The sequence below is a fragment of the Blastococcus sp. SYSU DS0541 genome (genome assembly GCF_054050875.1).
On record NZ_JBJHAD010000002.1, the window covers coordinates 1 to 22,975 of the forward strand.

Below are 22,975 nucleotides of genomic sequence, written 5' to 3' on the forward strand. Positions count from 1 at the left end.
GGCGGCGCCCCCCCCGCCCGCCCCGCGCGGGCGGGGGCGCGCCGGGGGGCGCGCCCCCCCCCCCCCCCCCCCCCCCCCCCCCCCCCCCCCCCCCCCCCCCCGGGGGTCGGGTTGTGCGCGTGCGCCAGGTCGACGGCGTCCTCCGGGGCGTCGTCGGGATCGCTGCGCCCGAAGCTCTTGGCGAGCGTGACCGCGATGCCACCCACGACGGCGCCGATGGCGATGGCCAGCAGCCACAGCAGGACGTTGCTGATCGCGAAGAAGACGAACACCCCGCCGTGCGGAGCCCGCGCCTCGATCCCCAGGACGGCGACGATGGCACCGGTGGTCGCGCCGCCGAGCATCATCGACGGGATGACCCGGACGGGGTCGGCCGCGGCGAAGGGGATGGCCCCCTCGGAGATGAAGGAGAGGCCGAGCAGCCAGGCCGCCTTGCCGTTCTCCCGCTCCGCGGCCGTGTAGAGCCTCGAGCGGATCGCGGTGCTGAGCGCCATGGCCAGCGGGGGCACCATCCCGGCGGCCATCACGGTCGCCATGATCGTGAACGAGCCGCTGGTCTGCGAGGCCAGGCCGGCGGTGGCGAAGAGGTACGCCGCCTTGTTGACCGGTCCACCCAGGTCGAAGGACATCATCAGGCCGAGGATGATCCCGAGCAGGATGGCCGAGGACCCGCTGAGGCCGTTGAGCCAGTTCCCCAGCCCCTCGAGCGCCGCCGCGAGCGGGCGCCCCAGCAGCATGACCATGATGCCGCTGGAGATCAGCGTCGCGAGGAGCGGGATGATCACGACGGGCTGGAGCCCCCGCACGCCGGAGGGCAGCTTCCAGCGGCTGATCCACAGGGCCACCAGGCCGGCGAGGATGCCGCCCACCAGGCCGCCGAGGAAGCCGGCGCCCACGGTCAGCGACACCGCGCCGACGACGAAGCCGGGCGCGATGCCCGGCCGGTCGGCGATGGCGTACGCGATGTAGCCGGCGAGGGCCGGGACGAGGAAGGCGAACGCCGCCTGCCCGAGGACCGTGCAGACGGCGCCGAGGTAGCCGAGGATGCCGAACCGGAGCTCCTCGGTGCTCTGGCCGACCGGGAGGTCGAGCAGCGAGTTGTTCAGCACCCAGCTCAGGGCGTAGCTCTGGCCCTCGGCGTCGGGGTTGCCGCTGACGATCTGGTAGCCCCCGAGCGCGAACCCCAGCGCGATGAGCAGGCCGCCCGCGGCGACGAACGGGATCATGTAGCTCACGCCGGTGAGCAGCCAGCGGCGGATCTCGGTGGCCGTTCCCGGACGCCCCCCGGCGCCGGACGGGGCCGCGGCGCCCGACGCGCTGCCGGACACGCGGCGTGCGTCCGGGTCGTGCGCGGCGGCCAGCGCCTCGCGGATCATCACGTCGGGCTCGTTGATGGCCCGTTTGGTGCCGCTCTGCACGAGCGGCTTGCCCGCGAACCGGTCCTGGTCGCGGACCCCGACGTCGACGGCGAAGATCACGGCGTCGGCGGCGCGGATGACGGCCGGGTCGAGCGGGGTGGAGCCCGAGGAGCCCTGCGTCTCGACGTGGACGTCGACGCCGGCGGCCTCGCCGGCGGCGGCCAGCTTGTCGGCGGCCATGTAGGTGTGCGCGATGCCCGTGGGGCAGGCGCTGACCACGACGACGCTCCTGCGGGCAGCGGGCTCCGACGGCGGCCCTCCGGCGGGAGCGGTGGCCGGCGCGGTCGCCGCCGAGCCCGCGGTCGCCCCGGCCGGTGCCGCCGCGGGCGCCGGGGAGACGACCTCCTCCACGAGGGCCACGATCTCCGCGTCCGAGGTCGCCGACCGCAGCGAGGCGACGAACTCCGGCCGCACCAGGGCCCGCGCCAGGGCGGTCAGCAGGGTGAGGTGGTCGGCATCGCCGTGCGCGGGGGCGGCGATGAGGAAGGCGAGGTCGGCCGGGCCGTCGGGGGCGCCGAAGTCCACCTTCGGGGAGAGGCGGGCGAAGGCGAGCGACGGCTCGGTCACCGCCTCGGAGCGGCAGTGCGGGATCGCGATGCCCCCGGGCAGGCCGGTCGCCGCCTGCGCCTCGCGGGCCAGGACGTCGGCCTGCAGGGCGTCGGCGTCGGTGGCCCGGCCGGCGGCGGCGACCAGTTCGGCCAGCCGGCGGACGACCGCGGCCTTGTCCGGCCCGAGATCGGCGTCGAGCGCCACCAGGTCGGGAGTGATCAGTGCGGGCATGGGCCTCTCCCGGAGGAGTCAGAGGGCGTCCCGGCCGACGGCCGGGACGGGGTTCGGGACGGTGGGACTCGTGCTGCCGGGTAGCCCGGCGGTGACCCGTACGGCCGGACCGTCCACCTGGGCCGGGGTGGGGACGGCGGATCCGGGGAGCGACGCGCTGGCCGCTCCGTAGGCGACGGCGTTGCGCAGCCGCTCGGCCGGCGGCGCGCCGGCCAGGGAGGCGAGGAGGTGGCCGGCGAGGCTGCAGTCGCCGGCGCCGACCGTGCTGCGGACGGTCACCCGCGGCGGACGGGCGGACCAGAGCTCGCCGTCGGCCGTGGAGAGGAGCGCGCCGTCCGCGCCGAGCGTGAGCAGCACCTCGGCGACACCGCGATCGTGCAGCGAGCGCACCGCGGCGAGCATCGCGGCCGGGTCGCGCAGCACCTCCTCCTCGGTGAGACCGGCCAGCTGGGCCAGCTCCTCGGCGTTCGGCTTCAGGAGGTCGGGAGCGGCGTCGGGCCCCGCGGACAGCAGCGCGACGAGGGGTGCCTCGCTGGTGTCCACGGCGATGCGCGCCCCGGTGTCCCGAAGCGAGCGGACGAGGTCGGCGTACCAGTCGGCCGGCGTCGACGGCGGCAGGGAGCCGGAGAGGACGACCCACTCCGCGGCTGCGGCGTGCCCGTGCAGGACGCCGCTGAGCGCGCTCCGCGAGACCTCGGTGAGCGGGGCGCCCGGCTCGTTCAGCTTCGTCGTCGTGCCGGCCGGGTCGACCAGCGTGTAGTTGGTCCGCACGGGGGTCTGGACGGGGACGGTGGCCAGCTCGAGGCCGAGGGCGCGCAGCGCCGTGACGATCGGGTCCGACGCCGCCGCCGGGAGGATCGACACCACGTCGCCGCCCGCCGCGGCGAGGGCGCGGGCCACGTTGACCCCCTTGCCCCCCGGCTCGGTGGTGGTCCCGGCCAGCCGCACGATGCCGCCCTGGCCGAGCGGGCCGGGCAGCTCCAGGGTCCGGTCCAGGCTGGGGTTGGCCGTCAGCGTGACGACCCGGCCGGGCCGCCGCGGGCCGGTCACGCGAGCACCACCTCGACGCCGGCCTTCTCCAGCTCGGCGACCACCCCGGGGTCGGCCTTCTCGTCGGTGACCAGGACGTCGACGTCCTCGATCGCGGCGTAGCGCACCAGGTGCTCGCGTCCCAGCTTGCTGCTGTCGGCGAGCACCACGACCCGCTGCCCGGCCCGCACCATGGCCCGCTTGACCGACGCCTCGGCGTCGTCCGGCGTGGTGAAGCCGTGGTCGGGGGTGATGCCGTTGGCGCCGAGGAACGCCACGTCGACGCGCAGCTCGGCCAGGGCCCGGACGGTCGTCTCGCCCACCGCGCACTGGGTGACGCCGCGGACGCGACCTCCCAGCACGTGCAGCGTGACGCCGCCGGTCCCGGAGAGCCGAGAGGCGATGGGGACCGAGGAGGTGACGGCGAGCAGCCGGCGGTCGGCGGGCAGGAGCTCGGCGAGGGCGGCCGTCGTCGTCCCGCCGTCCAGGACGATGCTGCCCTCCGCGCCGGGCAGGAGACCCAGTGCCGCCGCGGCGATCGCGCGCTTCTCGTCGCTGTGCGTGCGGTGCCGCTCGCCGAGGCCCGGCTCGACCAGGGTGAGGGCGCCGGCCGGCACGGCCCCGCCGTGCACCCGGCGGAGCGTGCCGGCCCGCTCGAGGACGGCGAGGTCGCGCCGGACGGTCTCCGGGGTCACGCCGAACTCCTCGGCCAGGGCGGCGACGGCCAGCCGGCCGCGATCGGTCACCAGCGCCGCGATCGCCTGCTGGCGCTCCTCGGGATAGAGCACGGGCCCTCCGGGACGGTCGACGGTGTCCGAATGTGTGGCTTCGTCGTTGTGCTTGTGTTGTTTTACGTCCGATCCGTTGACAAGTCAACAGGAATTCGTGACCCTGATCACGGCACCCGCCCTCCCGCACCGGCCTTGAGCGAGGTCCTCATGTCCAGCACCGTCTCCCCGCCCGCGACCGCGGGTCCCGCGGTCCTCACCGGCACCCCGGTGGTCCCAGGGGCTGCCGTCGGGCCCGTCGTCCGCCCCGCTGGGGCGATCCGCCTCCCGGCCGACGACGGCGCCGAGGTGCCCGGCTCGGAGCGGGAGTCGGAGAAGGCCCGCTACGGCGCGGCCGCCGAGGCCGTGGCCGCGCGGCTCACCTCGCGCGCCGCGGCGGCGACCGGGGTGAGCGCGGAGGTCCTCAGCACCACGGCGGGCATCGCGCGGGACCGCGCGCTGCGCACCGCGGCGGAGCAGCGGATCGACGCGGGCGCCCCGGCCGCCGTCGCCGCGGTGCAGGCCGCGCAGCAGTTCATGGACATGTTCGCGGCGCTGGGCGGCCTGATGGCCGAGCGCGTGCCGGACGTGCGCGACGTCCGCGACCGGATCGTCGCCGAGCTCACCGGCCAGGGCGAGCCCGGCGTCCCCGCGCCGGACGTGCCTTCCATCCTGCTCGCCGACGACCTCGCGCCGGCCGACACCGCGGGCCTGGACCCGGCACGGATCCTCGGGCTGGCCACCCGGCTGGGTGGCACGACCAGCCACACCGCGATCATCGCCCGCCAGCTCGGCCTGCCCTGCGTCGTCGGCGTCGGTGGGCTCGACGCGGTCCCCGCCGGGGCCACGGTGCTCCTCGACGGCGAGCAGGGGACGCTGACCGTCGACCCCGAGCCGGAGGAGGCGAGGGCGCGGGTGGCCGCCGCCCGGCTGGCCGCCGAGGCGCTGGCCGGGTACCGGGGGCCGGGGCGCACGAGGGACGGGCACGTCGTCCAGGTGCTGGCCAACGTGCAGGACGGCGCCGGCGCCCGGGCCGCCGCCCGTGCGCACGCCGAGGGGGTCGGGCTGTTCCGGACGGAGCTCGCGTTCCTGGGCCGCGCGGAGGAGCCCTCGGTCGAGGAGCAGGCGACCGGGTACGCCGAGGTCCTGGCGGCCTTCCCGGGCCGGAAGGTCGTCGTCCGGACCCTGGACGCCGGCTCGGACAAGCCGCTGGCCTTCGCCACCCCGCCCGACGAGGCCAACCCGGCGCTCGGCGTCCGCGGCCTGCGGGTCGCCCGCCGCGACCCCGGGCTGCTCGAGCGCCAGCTCGACGCGATCGCCGAGGCGGCGGCGCGGACCGCGTCGACGCCCTGGGTCATGGCGCCGATGGTGGCCACCGTGCCGGAGGCGGCCGGCTTCGCCTCCGCCGTGCGCGCCCGTGGGCTGGTGCCCGGCGTGATGATCGAGGTGCCCTCGGCCGTCCTGCACGCCGAGCGCCTGCTCGCCCACGTGGACTTCCTGTCCATCGGCACCAACGACCTGTCCCAGTACGCCCTCGCCGCCGACCGGCTCTCCGCCGATCTCGCCGAGCTCACCGACCCGTGGCAGCCCGCGCTGCTCGAGCTGGTGGCGCTCACGGCCGCTGCGGGTCGGCGCGCCGGGAAACCGGTCGGCGTCTGCGGGGAGGCTGCCGCCGATCCGCTGCTGGGGTGCGTCCTCGTCGGGCTCGGGGTCAGCTCCCTGTCCTGCGCCACCTCCGCCGTCGCCGGGGTGGGCGCCCGCCTGTCCACCGTCGACCTCGTGGCCTGCCAGCGGGCTGCCGAGGCGGCGCTGGCGTCCGACGAACCGCTGGCGGCCCGAGCGGCGGCTCGCGCGGCCCTCGCCGCGTGACGACTCTCACCCCAACGGATGAGGAACCTTCGGTGGAATCTCAGGTCCGCCGACGTTTCGTCGGATTAGATTGGCAGGTGCCTGCGTTACTACGGCAGCAGGCATCACATTCCGACGAAAGAGGCAACAACGATGAGCAGCGTGACGACCAGCTGGCGGCGGCGTCGGCAGCTGGCGCGTACCCGCCGGGAGCTGAACAAGGCCCTGGCCCGCAGCAGCAGCCCGGCCATGCGTGACGAGCTCCTGACGATGGCCAACGGCAGCCACCTCCTCGGCCGCTGAGCCCCGGCCGCGCGGCGCGCGGCCCGTGAAACCGACCCCGGTTCCCCCTCAGGGACCGGGGTCGCGTGCGTCCCGGCCCGTCCGGGGTGCGCCTCCGACCCGCGACCGCGGTTCACCCGAAGCGGTCGGTTCCGCTCAAGCGGGGGTGCTGGTCCGCCGATCACCGAGCCGTGGGCACACGAGCACCCGCCACCGGCGCCGCGAGCGCCGGCCGGTCGGCCGAGGCGCGGGAGACCCCCGGCATCACCATGGCCGGGGTGCTGCACTACGTCCGCCGCCACGGTGGGGACGACGCCGTCGCCGCGGTGCTGGACCGCGCCGGGCTCGCCGACGTCGCCGACCAGGTCGACGACCAGGCCTGCTGGTGGAGCTACGACACCCGCATCCGGCTGTTCACCGCGGCCACCGAGGTGCTGGGCGACCCGGACACGATGTTCCACGTGGGCGCGGCCGCGATGCGCAGTGGCCTGGGCCACTCCCTGCTGCTGGTCCTGCGTGCGCTCGGCACACCGCGCCAGGTGTTCCGCCAGCTGCCCCGGGCCGCGGCGAAATTCACCACCGTCTCCCGGATGGAGATCCGCGAGACCACCGCGACGTCGGCCACCGTCGCCCTGCACCTGGCCGACGGCTACGCCCACTCGGCGCTGGACTGCGCCTACGCGCGCGGCCTGGCGGTCACGATCCCGGCCATCTTCGGCCTGCCTCCCGGCGTGCTCGCGCAGACCGAGTGCTGCGTCGACGGCACCGGGACCTGCATCTACCGCCTCACCTGGGAGCGGCGGTCGCGGTGGCGCCGCCGACGGCCCGGCGCGGCGGATGCCGACCCGGAGCTGGCGGCGCTGCGGGGACAGCTGCGCACGCTCCAGTCGGCCGCGGGCGACCTCGTCGCCAGCGAGGACCTCGACACCGTCCTCCACCGCATCGTGGCCCGCGCCGGCGAAGCCGTGCTCGCCCCGGCACACCTGCTCGTCGTCACCGCGCCGGGCGGCGGGCCGCCGCTGGTCCACGGCGCCGGCATCCCCGAGCACCAGCTGCCCGCCCTGGCCGCCCGCATCCTCGCCGGGGACGACCTGGACGCCACCGCCGTGGTGGTCGACGTCGCCTCCCCGCGCCGCCGGCACGGCCGGCTGGCCGCGATCTACCCGTCGGGCGACGGCGAGATGACCGACGAGCACGCGATGCTGGCCGCCTACGCGGGGCACGCGGCGGCGGCCCTGGACCTGATCATCGCCCTGCAGGAGGCGCGCACGGAGGCGGGCCGGGCAGGTGCGCTGCTGGAGCTGGCCCACGAGCTGGCCGCCGCGGCGGATGCCGTGGAGGTGGCCGAGCTGGTCACCGCGGCGCTCCTGCGCGTCGTCGGCTGCGCCCGTGCCAGCCTCCTGCTGTGGGATCCCGGTGCCGGGGTGCTGCGGGCGTCCGCGACCGCCGGCCTGTCCGAGGAGCAGGCAGCGGTGATGCGGCTGACCGCGCTGCGTCCCGAGGAGACGCCTGAGCTGATGGGGCTGCTGACCGAGCGGGACCCGCTCGTCCTCGACGACACGACCAGCAGCCCCACCATCCGCGCGCTGCTGCGGGGCGTCGGGAGCGCGCGCGTCGTCGCCGTCCCCCTGCTCGCCGGCTCGGCGTTCCTGGGCGTGGTGACGGTCGGCTGGCAGACCGGGCAGGCGCCCGACGAGCTCGGCGGTGACGTGCTGGCCCGGCTGCGCGGTGTCGGTGACCAGGCCGCCACGGCGCTGCAGAAGGCCCGGCTCCTCGAGACAGTGCGACACCAGGCCACGCACGACGCGCTGACCGGCCTGCCCAACCGCGTCCTCTTCCTGGAGCGGCTGGAGACGACGCTCGCCGCGACCGGTCCCGGCGGCCGGCTCGGGGTGCTGTTCTGCGACCTCGATCGGTTCAAGGAGGTCAACGACTCGCTCGGGCACGCGGCCGGCGACGAGCTCCTGCGCCAGGTGTCGGCGCGGCTGCGCGCCGCCGTCCGTCCCGGGGACACGGTGGGCCGGCTTAGCGGGGACGAGTTCGCCATCGTGCTCCCGGACCTCGCCGATGCCGGCCACGCGCAGCTCCTCGCCGACCGCATCACCGCCTGCTTCGACGAGCCCTTCCGGCTCGAGGGCACCCCCGTGCGGGTCGGCACCAGCGTCGGGGTCGCCGTCCTCGATGAGGAGCGGGCGTGCGACGCCGACGCGCTGCTCCGCGAGGCGGATGCGGCGATGTACCGGGAGAAGCAGCGGCGCGGCCCCTCGGCCCGCGCCGGCCGCTGACCGCTCAGCCGCGCAGCCGCGCCCGCAGCGCCGCCTGCTCGTCGGCGCCGAAGCCGTGCGCGTGCAGCCAGCCGACCGGGCCGTCGAAGCGCTCGTCGAGCAGCGCCAGCAGCCGGTCCATCGTCTCGGCGCGCGGGGTGTGGCTGGCGACGTCGCGGGTGACCATGTCCTCGGCGTAGGTCGGCGAGGTGGCCAGCTTCGCCACCAGCGCGTCGATGATCTCCGCGGTGAGCGCGTAGTCGGCGACGATCTCCTCGTGCGGCACCCCGGCGACCGCGAGCGCCAGGGCGCACACGACGCCGGTGCGGTCCTTGCCGGCCGCGCAGTGCACCACCGACGCGCCCTCGGGAGCCCGGGTGAGCGCCCGCAGGGCCCCGACCACGTTCTCCGAGCGCTGGCCGAGATAGCCCAGGTAGGAGCGCACGGCCGGGGGCTCGCCCTCGTCGTGGGCGGCGACCTGCCGCGGCAGCAGCGACTCGGTCCACCCCGCCGCGAGCTCGGGCCGGGGGTCGTCCTCCTCGACCGCGAAGACGTCGGTGTGGTGCCCCCGCTCGGGCAGCAGGGTGAAGTGCCGGTGGGTGACCTCGGGGACGGCGCGCAGCGGGCCGCGCCCCTCGAGCAGGATCTCCGCGGTGGTGCGCAGGTCGATCACCTGGCGCAGCCCGAGCTCGCCGACCAGGCGCCGGACGTCGGTGTCGGTGAGGGTCTGCAGGTTGTCGCTCCGCAGGATCCGGCCGGTCGCCGTCCGCCCGCCGTCGGTGGTGGGCAGCCCGCCCAGGTCGCGCATGTTCGTGGTGCCGTCGAGGCGGATCCAGCGGTCGGTGTGCGGAGAGGTCACCCCTGGGACGGTACGGCGTCCGCCCCCCGGGCTCAGCTCCCGGCGGGCTCGCCGGGGATCGTGAACAGCGGCCCCCAGGCCTCATCGGGCCCGATCGGGAACAGGGTCCCCGGGGTGGCCCCGCGGTTGGCCCAGCGCGCCTCGTAGGGGAGCCCGTCCAGGAGCACCCGGGCGCCCCGCTGGTAGAGGGCGTCGGGGTTCCACACCTCCGTCACGTCGGTGACGGTCGGCACCGGCTGGGGGGCCGACTCCGTCGTCTGCACCACGCCGAGCAGCGCCCAGGGCGACGGGACACCGGCCGTGGCCGGCACGGACGGGTCGACCCCCATGGCGTACCAGCGGGCCTCGTACACGTTGCCGTGCCACACGACCTTGTAGCCGGCCGGGTACTGGGCCTCGGCCCGCCAGATCGGGTAGGGGCTCGTCGCCGGGTCGTCGACGACCGGCTGACGGCCGGCATCCTCCACGGTGTCGTCGATCTGCACGGCGGGGCCGTCGCCACCGAGGCCGGCGAACGCGGTCACGAAGGCGAGGGCCTCCTGGGGGACGCCGCTGCAGGTGTTCGAGTGGACCGCGACGTCGGCGAAGCTCGCGCCGCAGCCGGTGTCGCGGTTCAGCGACCACAGCGAGAGCCGCCCCAGGCCGGTGGCACGCGCGAACGAGGCGAGCGCCGCGGCGTCGTCGAGGGAGAAGACCTCGCCTTCGACGTCGTTCTGGCCGATCATCGGGGTCGCGCCGATCCGACTCCAGACCTCGCGCTCCCCCAGGGAGGTGCCGATCTCCTCGTACAGGGCGCGGACCTGACCAGCTGTGGCGCGGAGCGCCTGCTCGGTCGCCTCGATCATGGACTGCTCCGCGGGCTTGGCGCCGCCGTAGTCCATCGTCATCACGTTGACGCCGGTCAGCTCCACGCCGCCGGCCAGGGTGGCGCGCACGAGCTCCACGCCCTCGGCGGTCATCCCGGTCGGGGCCACCGGCACGGTGAGCCACACGGCGAGGGGGGAGCCGGCGGCCGCCCGCTCGCGCTGCAGGTCGGCCAGGGCGGCCGCCCGCCGGCCGGCCGCGGCGAGGTCGGCGACGGCGGTGCCCTCCACGTCGAGGTCGACGGCGGAGAGGTCGTAGCGCTCGACGACGTCGCGGTACGCGTCGGTGAGGTCACCGGTGTCCGTGCAGGTGATGGCGAGCTCGTCGTTGACCAGCCCGCCGAAGCTCACCATCACGTCGCCGCCGGCAGACCGCAGCTGGTCGATCCGACGGTCCAGCTCCAGGTCGGTACCGGCCTGCTCGAGGGAGTAGTAGCCGCCCCAGCTGGGTGCGCAGCCGTCCTCCGGGTCGGCCACGACGAAGGCCAGGGCGACGGTTCGCGCGGGGTTGACCGACGGGTCCTGGAACTGGAAGGTCGGGGTCAGGGTCACGTCGACGTAGGGGACGCTCCAGGACAGGCTCGCCGGCTCCGTCCGGTCGGCGGCCTCGGTCACCGAGACGAACGCCCCGCCGGCGACCGCTGCGACGACCAGCAGCAGCAGGCCCACGCGCGCCCAGGACAGCCGGCGCGCCACCGGCTGCTCCTCGTCCCGGGGTGCGGCGCTCGATGCGCCCATGGAAGCCCTCGCTCTCGTCGACGCGGTCCCCGGTCGGGACTGCGGTTGGGTGGTTCGACCTCGGCACAGCCTGCCCCGTGGTGACACCCGTCCGACCCACGCCGGGCACGGGCCTCATCACGAGGGGTGACCGGGGGCAGCGGCCGGGGCTGCCGCGGCCGCAGGATGCGATCCGACGTGGGGGACGCCGGTCGGACGCCTGGCACCCGTCGGAGTCGACGAGCACGAAGGCGGAACTGATGCGACGAACCCTTCCCGATCCGCGCCGGCCGGACGTCCGGCGGCAGTGGGGGAGCGACCGGCGGCGGGAACCCCTCCCGCTGGTGCCCGCGAAGGTGTCCGAGCGGCGCATGGCGATCGGCCGGCTGGCCATCGTCCTGACCGTCTCGGCGTGGGCCGTGTACGTGGCGTTCACCATCGAGCAGCAGTTCATCGAGGGAAAGGCTGACAGCGCGCGGCTGGCCATCGAGGCGATCGTCTACCTGCTGCTGATCACCGGCCTGGCCACATCGGCCATGGCCTACCTCATCACCCGGATCGGGTTCTTCTACCGGAGCCGGGCGCACACCCGGGCGTCGCGCGCCGTCCTCGACGCCTTCTTCGACCAGCCCGCAGCTCCGGTGACGGTGCTCGTCCCCTCGTACCAGGAGGACGAGCGGGTCATCCGGACGACGCTGCTGTCGGCGGCGCTCCAGGAGTACCCGGCGCTGCACGTGGTGCTGCTCATCGACGACCCGCAGAACCCGACCACGAACCGGGCCCGGGCACTGCTGGACGACGCGCGGGCGCTCCCCGGCAGCATCACGGCCCAGCTCGAGGTGCCCGCCGGCCGCTTCCGGGAGGCCCGCGACGCCTTCGAGCGGGCGGTGGGGGACGGCGCCGGCCGGGCCGCGACGGCCGACGACGTCCGGGAGCTGGCCGAGCACTACCGCTTCGCCGTCGAGTGGCTGCACGACCTGGGCGCCCGGCACGAGGTCATCGACCACACCGACGTCTTCTTCGTCGAGCACGTGGTCGGCGCGTTGGCCGCGGACCTCGCCACGGTCGGCGATGCGCTGGTCAGCGCGGCCCAGGAGGGCGCGGTCCTCCCGGGTGACCGGCTGCTGCAGCTCTACCGCCGGCTCACCGCGACCTTCGGCGCACGCGTCAGCAGTTTCGAGCGCAAGCGCTACCGGTCGCTCTCCCACGAGCCGAACAAGGCCATGAACCTCAACAGCTACATCGGTCTCATGGGGGGCAGCTACCGGGAGGTCCAGACGCCGGTGGGGCTGGCGCTGGTCAGCTCTGCGGCACGGGTGGCCGACCTGACGGTCGAGGAGCCCGAGTACGTCCTCACCCTGGACGCCGACAGCATGCTGCTCCCGGAGTACGCCGCGCGGATCGTGCACCTGCTCAGCCAGAGCGCGCACAGCGGGGTGGCCGTCGCGCAGACGCCGTACAGCTCGTTCCCGGGGTCGGCGACCCGGCTGGAGCGGATCTCCGGTGCGTCGACGGACCTGCAGCACATCGTGCACCAGGGCATGACCCAGTACGACGCGACCTTCTGGGTCGGGGCGAACGCGGTGCTGCGCAAGCGGGCCCTCGACGACATCGTCGAGGTGGACTACGACGGTGACTTCGAGATCCGGCGCTACATCCAGGACCGCACGGTCATCGAGGACACCGAGTCGACCATCGACCTCGGGGTGCACGGCTGGTCGCTGCTGAACTACCCGGAGCGGCTGGCCTACTCGGCGACCCCGCCCGACTTCGGTTCGCTGTGCATCCAGCGGCAGCGGTGGGCCAACGGCGGTCTGCTCATCCTCTCCAAGCTGCGCGAGCAGGTCCGGGCCCGCCGGGCGCGCGGGGAGCGCAACCGCTTCGGCGAGCTGTTCCTCCGGGTGAACTACATGGCCTCCATCTTCTGGAGCTCCGTGTGCCTCGTCGTCATGCTCTTCTACCCGTTCAACGCCGAGCTGCTCCACCCGCTCCTGCTGCTCGTGTCGGTGCCGTACTTCCTCATGATGGCCGGAGATCTGCGCGCCACCGGGTACCGGCGGACCGACGTCCTGCGCATCTACGGCTTCAACCTGATCCTGCTGCCGGTCAACCTGTCGGGCTCCTTCGCCTCCATCCTGCAGCTGATCACCGGGGAGAAGAGCGCCTTCAAGCGGACGCCGAAGGTTCGTGACCGCACGACGGCGGGGGCCGTGTTCATCCTCGCGCCCCTGGCGCTGATCGGGTTCTCCGCCTACACCGTCGTCGTGGACATCCAGTCGCAGCACTGGGGCCATCTCGTCTTCGCCGCGCTCAACACCGCGCTGGCCACCTACGCCATGGTCGCGTTCGTGGGTCTCGGCAACAGCATGGTGGACCTGTGGGTGCACCTGCGGGACTGGCTCTACCGCCCGGTGGAGCCGCGTCGGCAGGGGGACGTCCGCGCGGGCCGGCCGTCCCGGTCGTCGGGAGCCGCCCAGCCCCGGCCCGTCGCCGTCCCGCCGGCTCCCGACTGGGCTTCCGTCCTCCACTACGGCATCCCCGGCACGCCGGGGGGCATCGCCGTGCCCGCGGATGTCGGCGGCGTGCGGGAGGTCGCCCCGGTCCCCGCGCCGCGGTCCGCCCCGCCGGTCGAGCCGGACGACAGCGCCGTGGTGGCCGCGTTCCGCGACTTCATCTTCTTCACCGTCTTCCAGCCGATCGTCGATCTCACGACCGGCGAACCGGTGGGGTACGAGGCGCTGTGCCGGTTCGCCGACGGACGGGCTCCCCAGGAGCGGCTGGATGCGGCGACCGACCGCGGCATCGGCGTGGACCTCGACGGCGCGTTGCTGCGGGCCTCGCTGGCCGCCGCGGCGTCGCTGCCCGAGGGGGCGTGGGTCTCGGTGAACGTCTCCCCGGCGCTGTGGCACTCGCCGCGGGAGCTCTCCAGCATCGTCAGCCGCTCGACCTGCCCGGTGGTCCTGGAGTCCGGCACGCTGGTCGAGGGGCGGAGCCTCTCCGCGGCCGAGCTGCCGATCGGGGTGCAGGTCGCGCTGGAGAACCCGCTGGTGGGCTACGAGAGCTTCCGCTGGGTGGAGGAGCACCGGCCGGGGTTCCTCAAGCTCGGGCGGGAGACGACGGTCGGCATCGAGCACGACGCCGCGCGGCGTGCGCTGCTCGCGGCGCTCGTGCCCTTCGCCGACGAGCGCGGGTGCCGTGTCGTGGCCTCGGGAGTGGAGACGGCGACCGAGCGGGACGCGCTGCGGGAGAGCGGGGTCCAGCTGGCGCAGGGCTTCTTCCTCGGGCTGCCGGCACCCGCGCGCGTGCTGGACCGGCGACCGGCGTCCGGACCGGGCCTGGTCGAGGTCTCGTCCGGGCGGTGAGCTCGGTGCTGTGACGGGCCCTGACCCCCGCCGCGCCCGGTCTGCCCGCGACGATCAGCGCCCCTGATCATCGAGCGTCCTCCCTCACGTCCTGCGCTGAGGGAGGACGCTCCACGATCAGGTTCCCTGATCCCGGCCACGGGGACGGCGGAGTCGCGGTGCCGGTGAGGAGGCGGTCGCAGACGTCGATCAGGCGCTGCCGCAGCACGGCGCCCCGCGCGGCGAACCCTCGCTGCGCGGCCACGTACTCGGCCTTGCCCTCGGGCGTCTCGATCGGGACGGGGGCGTAGCCGTGCGCGCGCAGGTCGTACGGGGAGGCGCGCATGTCCAGCTCCCGGATCGCCACGGCCAGCTCGAAGCAGTCGGCGACCAGCTCCCCCGGTGTGGCGGGGCTGAGCTTGTAGGCCCACTTGTAGAGGTCGGCCAAGACGTGCTTGCACCACACGTGCGTTGGGGGAGGGTGTTGTCAGGCGTCAGCGTGGTGCCTACCCCGGGCCGGCAGTCAATTGGTTGGGTGCTGTGTAGGTCCTGGCTCGTCCAACCATGGTGGTTGCTCGACGTAGCGATAACGCTGAAGAAGTAGCGGGGCAAATAGCCCGCGTGCTCCACTGATTGACTTTGTGAAAAGTTGGCGATCCTCCTCGGAGAGGTTGACGAAGGCCAGTCGCAGTTCGAAGTAGCTGTACTCCTCCGGAGGGTCATTCTCGCCCCCAGGCGGCCATACAGTCACCGCCACGTGGTCGTCTGATCGGTCGGGCAGTTCACCTGTGGCGACCAGGGCTTCTAGGAGTCCCTCGTCGTACCGAACTGTAGTGCCGCTAGGAATCCGAACTTCGTTACGGGGTTGCAGTGGGCGAGGGGCGTCCTCGCCGGGGTCTTCTACGGCGGCAGTGAACGTGCGGCCGATGAAAACTTCCTGCGCGAACACTGACCCAAAACCGGACGTCTTGTTCCGGAGAAATAGGGACGAGAACCTGGTCATAGGCATAGGAGGCTGCAGGACAAGGGCCGGGATGTGGATCTGCAGCCAGAGACCAAGGCATGCTCGCCCTGTCAGTGAAGGTCCGTTCTTCTCAATGTCTGCGCCGATACCCTGTAGCTTCTCCTGAATGATGTCGCGAGCGTGGTCCGAGGTCACGCCCATGGTTAGTCCATTTTGGGTGAAAGCCACTTGCGTAACATCCATTGCTACGACTCCGTAGCGTCTGCGCAGGAGGCCGCTCCGCGGCTTACGTGCCTCAATCTGATTCAGCGCTTCCTTGATGCGTCGCCCCACCTGGCCGGGCTTCGCCACCCGCTTGCATTCGATGTAGTACGTCGTGAAGCCGCGAGTCGCGACCACATCCGTCAGACTGTCGAAGTCGAGTCGGTGGCCCGTTCGTGCCAGATAGCTGGCAATCCTCAACTCAAACTGCGTGTTCCTGAACTCGGTGTTTTTGTCTAGAGCCGCAAAATCCGCACCACGGACCATCGTTCGGAGCTTTCGGGCGAGGCCGCTAGTCTCAGCGTTCCCGAGGCTCTCGCCTATCCAGGTGAGCTCGTGCACCTCTCGAAGCACATAAAGTAGTCGGTCGAGACCATGCTGGATCGGGCTGTGCGAAGGGTCAATAAAAGTACCCTTGTCGAGCTCCCAATCTTTGAGCGGCCCTTGCTGCAGGTATCGGCGATAGCGGGCGATCCGCGTGTTATGCGTGACCACGTCATGCTTCGCGCAAAGCTCCTCGAAGCGCCCAAGGCGGTCTACGAGCGTTTCGAAGGAGTGGCCAGGGAGCGTCGTCGTGGGGAGAGGGTAAGAGCGATCGCCGGTCAAGTCCGTGGTCCCTTCGATCGAGCGTGACGGGGATCTGATCAGTCGATCGGGTCGCGATCCGACACTGGTCGAGCAGCGAGCGGCAGTTCAGGCGCGTATAAGTTGTTCGCACACGAAGACGAGGCGTGCCCGTAGTGCGTCGGCCCTATTTGTAAGCGCCTTCTGGTGCTTCACGTACTCCGCTTTTCCGGCAGGCGTTTCTATGGCTACCGCCGCGATACCGTATGAACCTAAGTCGTACGGTGACGCCTGCATGTCCAGGACGCGCACGTCACGCGCAAGCTCGAAGCAGTCCAATGCCAGGTCGCCAGGAACGGCCGGACCAAGCTTCATCGACCATTTGTGACAATCCATTGCGGCGTGGAGACAGCCGGGTTGCTCCATTTCCGGCTGGGACTCTCGGGTCGGTTGCAGGTGATTGAGGGGTGTGGCGGACGGGGTGAAGAATCGGAACGCATCGAAGTGCGTGCAGCGGATCTGATGCTGCTCTACAACGGCGTCCGTCCCCGTCTGTCCTAGGCGCAGGGGGAGGGGGTGGCGGTGCTCGTCCTGGCGGTACGCCATCGCCCACTCGTGTAGGCCGAAGCATCCCGTGAACGCGGGTCGCGCCGCCGTGGCGGTGAGAAGGCGAAGGATGAACTGGACGGTCTCTCCCCGGTTCACCAGGAGGGCGGCTACGTCCAGCGACACGTTTCCGTCAGGATCGGTCCTGTACCACCGCCACCCTGCATGAGGCGCCGGGCCGTCGTTCGTCGGTGCCAGAGCGACGCCAGCGCCCGGATGCCACCGACGCAGCAGCGACGGTCGGGTGTTGTAGTACGTGAAGAGGAAGTCCTCGACGGCGTGCTTCTCGCCTCGCGCAGAGCGGGAGCGGTGCCCCGCCGTGAGTGCGTCAGCACGATCCGCATGCCGGGTCGACAGTTCTGTCCAGGTGGACGCAGGCAGCCGGCGCTTCTCTAGCTGCATGCTGGCTCAAGGTAGAGGTCCATGCCCGCGTGCAGGCACCCCGGCTGCTCCAGCAGCGGCTGGCTCTCGCGGGTGGGCTGCAGCCGGTTCCGCCCGACGGCGGCCGGGGTGAAGAACCGGAACGCGTCGAAGTGGCTGCACCGGACCGGGTGCGCCTCGACGACGGCGTCGGTGCCCTCCTGGCCGAGCCGCAGCGGGACCGGGTGCCGGGTGCCCGTGTCGCGGTAGACCATCGCCCACTCGTGCAGACCGAAGCACCCGGTGAACGCCGGGCGGGAGGCGGTCGCCACGAGCAGCCGGCGGACGAAGCGCACGGTGTCCCCGCGGTCGGCCAGGAAGGCGGCGACGTCGAGCCGCACCGTCGCGCCGTCGGTCCCGTACCAGCGCCGGCCCGCGTGCGGTGCGGGCCCGGCCAGGGCGACGTCCGGGCCGGGGTGCCAGCGGCGGAGCCGGCCCGGCGTCTCGGAGTAGTAGGTGAACAGGAAGTCCAGCACCGGGTGGGTCTCGCCACGACGGCGCCGCTCGCGGTGCGGCACCGCCCAGCGGTCCACCCGCAGCTCGTGCGCCGCGGTCCGCGCCTGCCACTCCTCGACCGCCAGGACCGGCGGGTGGACGGCGGTCTGCTGCACCGGGCCAGGGTACGAGCCCCTGTCGGGGCGCCGGCCGGGAAGTCAGTCCGGGTCGACGCGGGTGAGCCGGTGCAGGCGCAGCGCGAGCTGGACCTCCAGGGCGCGGGCGGGGGAGGACCACTCCCGGCCGAGCAGGCGGCCGATGCGGTCCAGGCGCTGGGTGACGGTGTTGACGTGCACCTGCAGGGCCTCCGCCGCCCGGGCCGGCGAGCTGCCCGCCGCGAAGAAGGCCTCCAGCGTCCCCTCCAGGTCGGTGCCCCGCTTCGCGTCGTACTCCAGCACGGGGGCCAGCGTCGCCGTCACGAAGGCGGGCACGTCGCGGCCCTCCCCGACGAGCAGGCCGAAGAACCCCAGCTCCTCGGCGCTCGCCGAGTCGCCGGTGCGGCCGAGCGCCACCAGGGTCGCCGCGCAGCGGGCGGCCTCCGCGTGTGCGGCCGCGACCGCACCGGGGCCGGAGGCGGGCCCGGCGCCCCCGACGGTGGCCGCTCCGGCGCCGGCGGCGGCGAGCTCCCGGCGGACCGTGGCCGCCGCGGTGCCGGGCTCGAGCCCGGGCAGGCAGAGGACGACGCAGCCGCCGTGCAGGCCGGCCAGCCCACCGCGGGTCGCCGCCAGGTGGGCCGCGGTGGCCAGCGCCCGCGGCCGGCACCGGGCCTCGACCCGGGCGACGACGACGGCGTGCGGGCGGTCGAGGTCCGCGCCCAGCCGGCGTGCGCGCTCCCGGAGCCCGTCGGGGTCGCGCAGCCCGGGGCTCAGCAGCGCCTCGAGCAGCTCACCCCGCACCCGGTTCTCCGCCTCGCCCGCCGTCCGGCGGATGAGCAGCAGCAGGGCGGTGACCAGCGCGGCGCGCTCCAGGATCCGCTGGTCCGAGTCGGCCAGCTCCTCCTCGCGGTGCAGCACCAGCCCGCCCAGCAGCTCGCTGTCCACCGTGACGGCGGCGGTCCACCAGCTGCCGTCCTGCACCGTGCGGCCGGTCGCGCGGGCCAGGGTGAGGGCCCCGGCGGGATCGGGCGGCAGCGCGGTCGCCGCCTCGGCGCCGGGCGAGGCGGCCCGGCCCTCCTCGTCGAGCACGGTGATGCTGCCGCCCAGGGCCTCGGTCACCGCGGCGGCGACGTCCTCGACCCCGCCGCCGCGCAGGACGACGTCGATGAACCGGTCGTGCGCGCCGGCCGCCCGCTCCACCGACGCGGTGTGGGCGCGCAGCCGGCGGCTGGCCGCCGAGAGCTCGTCCAGCGCCGACCGCGTCTCCTCCAGCAGCCGGGCGTTGTCCAGGGCGATCGCCGCGTGGGCGGCCAGCGAGCCCAGGAGGGAGACCTGCGACCGGTCGAAGGTCCGCTCGCGTCTGTCGGCGGCGAAGAGGACGCCGATGACCTGCGCGCCCCGGACCAGCGGCACCCCGAGGATCGCGACGAGCCCCTCGTCGCGCACGCCGTCGTTGATCTCGGTCGTGTGCCGGAACCGGGGGTCGGTGAAGTAGCTCGCCGTGGCGTAGGGCGCGGCGGTCTGGGCGACGAGCCCGCCCAGCCCCGCCCCCATCGGCAGCCGCAGGCCCTGGAACCGGGCCGAGACCGAGCCGTCGGTGACCCGCATGTAGGTGTCGCCGCGCACGGGGTCGTTCAGCGTCAGGTAGGAGACGTCGCTGCCCAGCAGCTGGCGGGCACGCCGGACGATGGCGGTGAGCACCGAGTCCACGCCGCGGAGCGCCGCGAGGTCGTTGGCGGTGTCGAAGAGGGCGGTGAGCTCGGACTCCCGGCGGCGCCGGGCGGCGAACGCCTCGCGGACCTCCAGCGCCAGCACCTTGACCCGGTCCAGCTCGGCGAGCTCGTCGGCGTCGGCCCCCGCCGCCCGCGCCCGCACCAGCGGCCGTTCGTACTCGATCGCCGCGGCGTCGCCGAGCAGCAGCTCGAAGAACTCGGCGGTCCGGCCCGGCACCGGGCGCGGGCCGGCACCGCCGGAGGAGGGCGCCGGGGGGGTGGACACGACCGGCATTCTGGCCGGTCGCGCGGTCACCGTGCGCTCCACCCGCCGTCCATGACCAGAGAGGTGCCGGTGACCGAGGCCGCGGAGGGGGAGCACAGCCAGGCGACGGCGTCGGCCACCTCCACCGGCTCGATCAGCCGCTTCACCGCCGCCGGGGCCAGCATCACCTGCTCGACGACGTCGCCCTCGGACAGGCCGTGCGCCAGCGCCTGCGCGGCGATCTGCCCCTCCACCAGCGGGGTTCGCACGTAGGCGGGGTTGACGCAGTTGGAGGTGACGCCCCGCGCGGCGCCCTCCAGGGCGATGACCTTGGAGAGCCCCTCCAAGCCGTGCTTGGCCGTGACGTAGGCCGACTTGTACGGCGAGGCGCGCAGCCCGTGGACCGAGCTGACGTTGACCACCCGGCCCCAGCCGCGGTCGTACATGTGCGGCAGCGCGCCGCGGACCAGCCGGAAGGGGGCCTCCAGCATCAGCCGCAGGATGTGGGAGAACCGGTCGACCGGGAACTCGTGCACCGGCGCGACGTGCTGCAGGCCGGCGTTGTTGACCAGGATGTCGACGGCGAGGTCGAGGCGGTCGACGGCGTCCAGGTCGGAGAGGTCGGCCGTGACCGCCGTGCCGCCCACCTGCCCGGCCACGGCCTGCGCGCCCTCGGCGTCGCGGTCGACGATCACGACGTCGGCGCCGTCGGCGGCCAGCCGGAGCGCGCAGGCACGGCCGATGCCGGACGCCCCGCCGGTGATGAGTGCCCGCCGCCCGACCAGGGGACCGTTGACCGCCATGGCGCGAACGCTAGGCCGCCGGTGCGACCTGCCCCACGGTCGCCGCGCACACAGCACGCTGCCCCCGGATGGTGTGGTAGCACACCCGCCGCCCGGGCTCGGTCAGTCGGGGACGTTCCCCGGGCGGGTGACGCCGTCGTCCCGCTGCGCGTCGTCGTCGGTGGTGAGCGTCGCCTCCCCCTCGGGGGCGCCGTCCTCCTGGGCCTCGGCGACGGGCCCGTCCGTGGTGTCGGGGGACTCGCGGTACCCGGTGGGCTGGGACTCGGTCATCGGCCGTCGTCCCCGGAGCGGTCGGTCGGGGCCTGGACCTCGCCGGTGGCGCCGGCGCGGGTGGCGCGGGCGACGTCGCCGTCCGCGCGCGCGGGCAGGTCGTCCCCCTGGGCGGCGTCCCGCTCGACGCCTTCCTCGGCGGTGAGCGGCACGTCGTCGAAGGAGGAGGTGAGGTCGCTGTTGGCCCCCGTGCCCGACGAGGTGGGTACGTCCTGCTGGATGCGGTCGCTGCCCTGCGGATCGGTCATGCCGGCCTCCTGTCCGTCGGCTGTCCCGACAGCCCATGCCCGTCGTCGTCTCCCCCAAACGACCGGGGCCGCCTCCCCGACGCGAAGGCGGCCCCGGTGACGGGATGGAACGGCCCTCGTGCAGGGGCCCGCCGCGAGCCTGCGAGCGGTGGGGGGGGGCGCGAGGGTCCTCCTAGAAGGCCGCTTCCGGCACGTCCATGAGGGCGTTGTCGGTGGCCTCGACGATGGCCCGCTCCGCCGTGAGCCTCGGCAGCACCTGGGTGGCGAAGAAGCGGGTGGCGGCGAGCTTGCCCTCGTAGAAGTGCCTGTCCTTCTCGCTGACGTCGCCGGCCAGGGCGGCCAGGGCGACCTCGGACTGGCGGATCAGCAGCCAGGCGGTGATCAGGTCGCCGGTGGCCAGCAGCAGCCGACTGGTGTTCTGCGCGACCTTGTAGAGCGAGGACATGTCCTCCTGGGCGGCGGTCAGGTGACCGAACATCGTGGTGAGCATGCCCTGGACGTCCTGGAGGGCGGTGCCGAGCAGCGTCCGCTCCTCCTTGAGCCGGCCGTTCCCGGCCTCGCCGTCGACCGTGGCCTGGATCTGCTCGGCCAGCCAGGTCAGCGCGACGCCGCCGTCCTTGACGATCTTCCGGAAGAAGAAGTCCTGGCCCTGGATCGCGGTCGTGCCCTCGTAGAGGGTGTCGATCTTGGAGTCCCGGATGTACTGCTCGATCGGGTAGTCCTGCAGGAAGCCCGAACCGCCCAGCGTCTGCAGCGACTCGGAGGTGAGCAGCTCCGTGGCGCGCTCGGAGCCGAAGCCCTTGACGACCGGCAGCAGCAGGTCGTTGACCCGCTCTGCCAGGCGCGCCGCCTCGCTGTCCCCGGCGGCCTCCGCCTCGGTGACGCGGTCGCGGAAGCCCGCGGTGTAGAGGTACAGCGCCCGCATGCCCTCGGCGTAGGCCTTCTGCCGCATCAGCGAGCGGCGGACGTCCGGGTGGTGGGTGATGGTCACCCGGGGGGCGTCCTTGCTGGTCGCCGTCAGGTCGGCGCCCTGGACGCGGGTCTTCGCGTAGTCCAGCGCGACCTGGTAGCCGGCCGAGAGGGTCGCGATCGCCTTGGCGCCGACGAACATCCGGGCGTGCTCGATGACCTTGAACATCTGGGCGATGCCGTCGTGCACCCCGCCGACCAGCCAGCCCTGCGCCGGCACCGGGCCGTCGCCGAAGGTGAGTTCACAGGTCGTCGACACCTTGAGGCCCATCTTCTTCTCGACGTTGGTGACGTAGGCGCCGTTGCGCTCGCCGAGCTCGCCGGTCGCGAGGTCGACGTGGAACTTGGGGACGACGAAGAGCGACAGCCCCTTGGTGCCGGCCTTCGCGCCCTCGGGGCGGGCCAGGACCAGGTGGATGATGTTGTCGCTCATGTCGTGCTCGGCCGACGTGATGAACCGCTTCACGCCGTGGATGTGCCAGGAGCCGTCGGGCTGCTGCACGGCCTTGGTGGTGCCGGCGCCGACGTCGGAGCCCGCGTCGGGCTCGGTGAGGACCATCGTGGCGCCCCACCGGTGCTCCAGCATGAGCTCGGCCAGGCGCTCCTGGTCCGGCGTGCCCAGCTCGTCGAGGATGGCGGCGAAGGCGGCGCCCGAGCCGTACATGAACACGGCGGGGTTGGCGCCCAGGATCATCTCGAAGGCGCCCCAGGTGAGGGCGTGGGGTGCGCCGAAGCCGCCGAGGTGCTCGGGCAGGTCGAGACGGGACCACTCGCCGTCCTGGACGGCCTTGTACGACTTCTTGAACGACTCCGGGAGGGTCACGGAGTTCGTCGCCGGGTCGAAGACCGGCGGGTTGCGGTCGGCGTCGACGAACGAGGCGGCGACCGGGCCCTCGGCGAGCTTCCGGATCTCGGCCAGGATGCCGCGCGCGGTGCCGGCGTCCATCTGCTCGAACGGACCGGTGCCGAACTTGTCCTTGGTCTCCAGGAACTCGAAGAGGTTGAACTCGAGGTCCCGCAGATTGGCGGTGTAGTGCGTCATGGCGCTCACGCTCCCGTGCTCCGTGCCGGCGGACGGCGTCGTCCTACTCGCGAGTAACAAACGCTATTACCCGCGAGTAGCTACGGCAAGCAC

The 22,975-nt window shown here is 73.6% G+C and carries 18 protein-coding genes; 4 read left to right on the plus strand and 14 right to left on the minus strand.

Annotation, left to right across the window (positions count from 1 at the left end; all coding sequences use genetic code 11):
• From ACI794_RS02345 to ACI794_RS02355, 3 genes are all read right to left on the minus strand, one after another.
• The coding region (locus ACI794_RS02345; protein ID WP_456615592.1) for a PTS fructose transporter subunit IIABC at window positions 1-2,198 on the minus strand (2,198 nt) is incomplete at its 3' end.
• Between the two features lie 18 nt (window positions 2,199-2,216).
• Window positions 2,217-3,248 (minus strand): 1-phosphofructokinase family hexose kinase, encoded by a 1,032-nt coding sequence (locus ACI794_RS02350; RefSeq protein ID WP_456602333.1) that lies wholly within the window; start codon window positions 3,246-3,248, stop codon window positions 2,217-2,219.
• A complete protein-coding gene (locus tag ACI794_RS02355; protein WP_456615593.1) occupies window positions 3,245-4,015 on the minus strand; it encodes a DeoR/GlpR family DNA-binding transcription regulator in 771 nt (256 codons plus the stop codon). The genes ACI794_RS02350 and ACI794_RS02355 overlap by 4 nt, the downstream gene beginning before the upstream one ends.
• 150 nt (window positions 4,016-4,165) lie before the next feature.
• Between ACI794_RS02355 and ACI794_RS02360 the strand changes: the two genes are divergently transcribed.
• From ACI794_RS02360 to ACI794_RS02370, 3 genes are all read left to right on the plus strand, one after another.
• Window positions 4,166-5,863: a putative PEP-binding protein gene (locus ACI794_RS02360; protein WP_456602335.1), complete on the plus strand. Its 1,698-nt coding sequence runs from the start codon at window positions 4,166-4,168 to the stop codon at window positions 5,861-5,863.
• A 132-nt stretch (window positions 5,864-5,995) separates the two neighbouring features.
• A complete protein-coding gene (locus tag ACI794_RS02365; RefSeq protein WP_456580996.1) occupies window positions 5,996-6,145 on the plus strand; it encodes a hypothetical protein in 150 nt (49 codons plus the stop codon).
• 170 nt (window positions 6,146-6,315) lie between these two features.
• Window positions 6,316-8,409, plus strand: coding sequence for a diguanylate cyclase domain-containing protein (locus ACI794_RS02370; RefSeq protein WP_456602336.1), 2,094 nt, complete (start codon window positions 6,316-6,318; stop codon window positions 8,407-8,409).
• A 4-nt stretch (window positions 8,410-8,413) separates the two neighbouring features.
• Here ACI794_RS02370 and ACI794_RS02375 read toward each other — a convergent pair whose 3' ends face one another.
• The gene (locus ACI794_RS02375; protein WP_456615594.1) at window positions 8,414-9,247 is read right to left on the minus strand and encodes a tyrosine-protein phosphatase; all 834 of its coding nucleotides are present in this window, start codon (window positions 9,245-9,247) and stop codon (window positions 8,414-8,416) included.
• Between the two features lie 32 nt (window positions 9,248-9,279).
• Window positions 9,280-10,848 (minus strand): chitinase, encoded by a 1,569-nt coding sequence (locus ACI794_RS02380; RefSeq protein ID WP_456602338.1) that lies wholly within the window; start codon window positions 10,846-10,848, stop codon window positions 9,280-9,282.
• Window positions 10,849-11,087: 239 nt separating this feature from the next.
• Here ACI794_RS02380 and ACI794_RS02385 point away from each other — a divergent pair, with 239 nt between their 5' ends.
• The gene (locus ACI794_RS02385) at window positions 11,088-14,189 is read left to right on the plus strand and encodes a glycosyltransferase family 2 protein (protein ID WP_456615595.1); all 3,102 of its coding nucleotides are present in this window, start codon (window positions 11,088-11,090) and stop codon (window positions 14,187-14,189) included.
• A gap of 67 nt (window positions 14,190-14,256) precedes the next feature.
• Here ACI794_RS02385 and ACI794_RS02390 read toward each other — a convergent pair whose 3' ends face one another.
• From ACI794_RS02390 to ACI794_RS02430, 9 genes are all read right to left on the minus strand, one after another.
• Entirely contained in the window at window positions 14,257-14,634 is a 378-nt protein-coding gene (locus tag ACI794_RS02390) for a hypothetical protein (RefSeq protein WP_456615596.1), read from the minus strand.
• A gap of 57 nt (window positions 14,635-14,691) precedes the next feature.
• Window positions 14,692-15,999 carry a hypothetical protein gene (locus ACI794_RS02395; RefSeq protein WP_456615597.1) on the minus strand — a complete coding sequence of 436 codons (1,308 nt, stop codon included), beginning with the start codon at window positions 15,997-15,999 and terminating at the stop codon, window positions 14,692-14,694.
• An 87-nt stretch (window positions 16,000-16,086) separates the two neighbouring features.
• On the minus strand, window positions 16,087-16,965 hold the full coding sequence (locus tag ACI794_RS02400; protein ID WP_456615598.1) for a 3-methyladenine DNA glycosylase: 879 nt from the start codon (window positions 16,963-16,965) through the stop codon (window positions 16,087-16,089).
• A complete protein-coding gene (locus tag ACI794_RS02405; RefSeq protein ID WP_456615599.1) occupies window positions 16,956-17,594 on the minus strand; it encodes a hypothetical protein in 639 nt (212 codons plus the stop codon). Before ACI794_RS02405 ends, ACI794_RS02400 begins: the two co-directional genes overlap by 10 nt.
• 42 nt (window positions 17,595-17,636) lie before the next feature.
• Window positions 17,637-19,580 carry a helix-turn-helix domain-containing protein gene (locus ACI794_RS02410; protein ID WP_456602402.1) on the minus strand — a complete coding sequence of 648 codons (1,944 nt, stop codon included), beginning with the start codon at window positions 19,578-19,580 and terminating at the stop codon, window positions 17,637-17,639.
• A 17-nt stretch (window positions 19,581-19,597) separates the two neighbouring features.
• Window positions 19,598-20,353, minus strand: coding sequence for a 3-hydroxybutyrate dehydrogenase (locus ACI794_RS02415; RefSeq protein ID WP_456602341.1), 756 nt, complete (start codon window positions 20,351-20,353; stop codon window positions 19,598-19,600).
• A 102-nt stretch (window positions 20,354-20,455) separates the two neighbouring features.
• Window positions 20,456-20,623 (minus strand): hypothetical protein, encoded by a 168-nt coding sequence (locus ACI794_RS02420; RefSeq protein WP_456581003.1) that lies wholly within the window; start codon window positions 20,621-20,623, stop codon window positions 20,456-20,458.
• On the minus strand, window positions 20,620-20,871 hold the full coding sequence (locus ACI794_RS02425) for a hypothetical protein (protein WP_456615600.1): 252 nt from the start codon (window positions 20,869-20,871) through the stop codon (window positions 20,620-20,622). The genes ACI794_RS02420 and ACI794_RS02425 overlap by 4 nt, the downstream gene beginning before the upstream one ends.
• A 172-nt stretch (window positions 20,872-21,043) precedes the next feature.
• On the minus strand, window positions 21,044-22,882 hold the full coding sequence (locus tag ACI794_RS02430) for an acyl-CoA dehydrogenase (RefSeq protein ID WP_456615601.1): 1,839 nt from the start codon (window positions 22,880-22,882) through the stop codon (window positions 21,044-21,046).
• Window positions 22,883-22,975 lie beyond the last annotated feature (93 nt).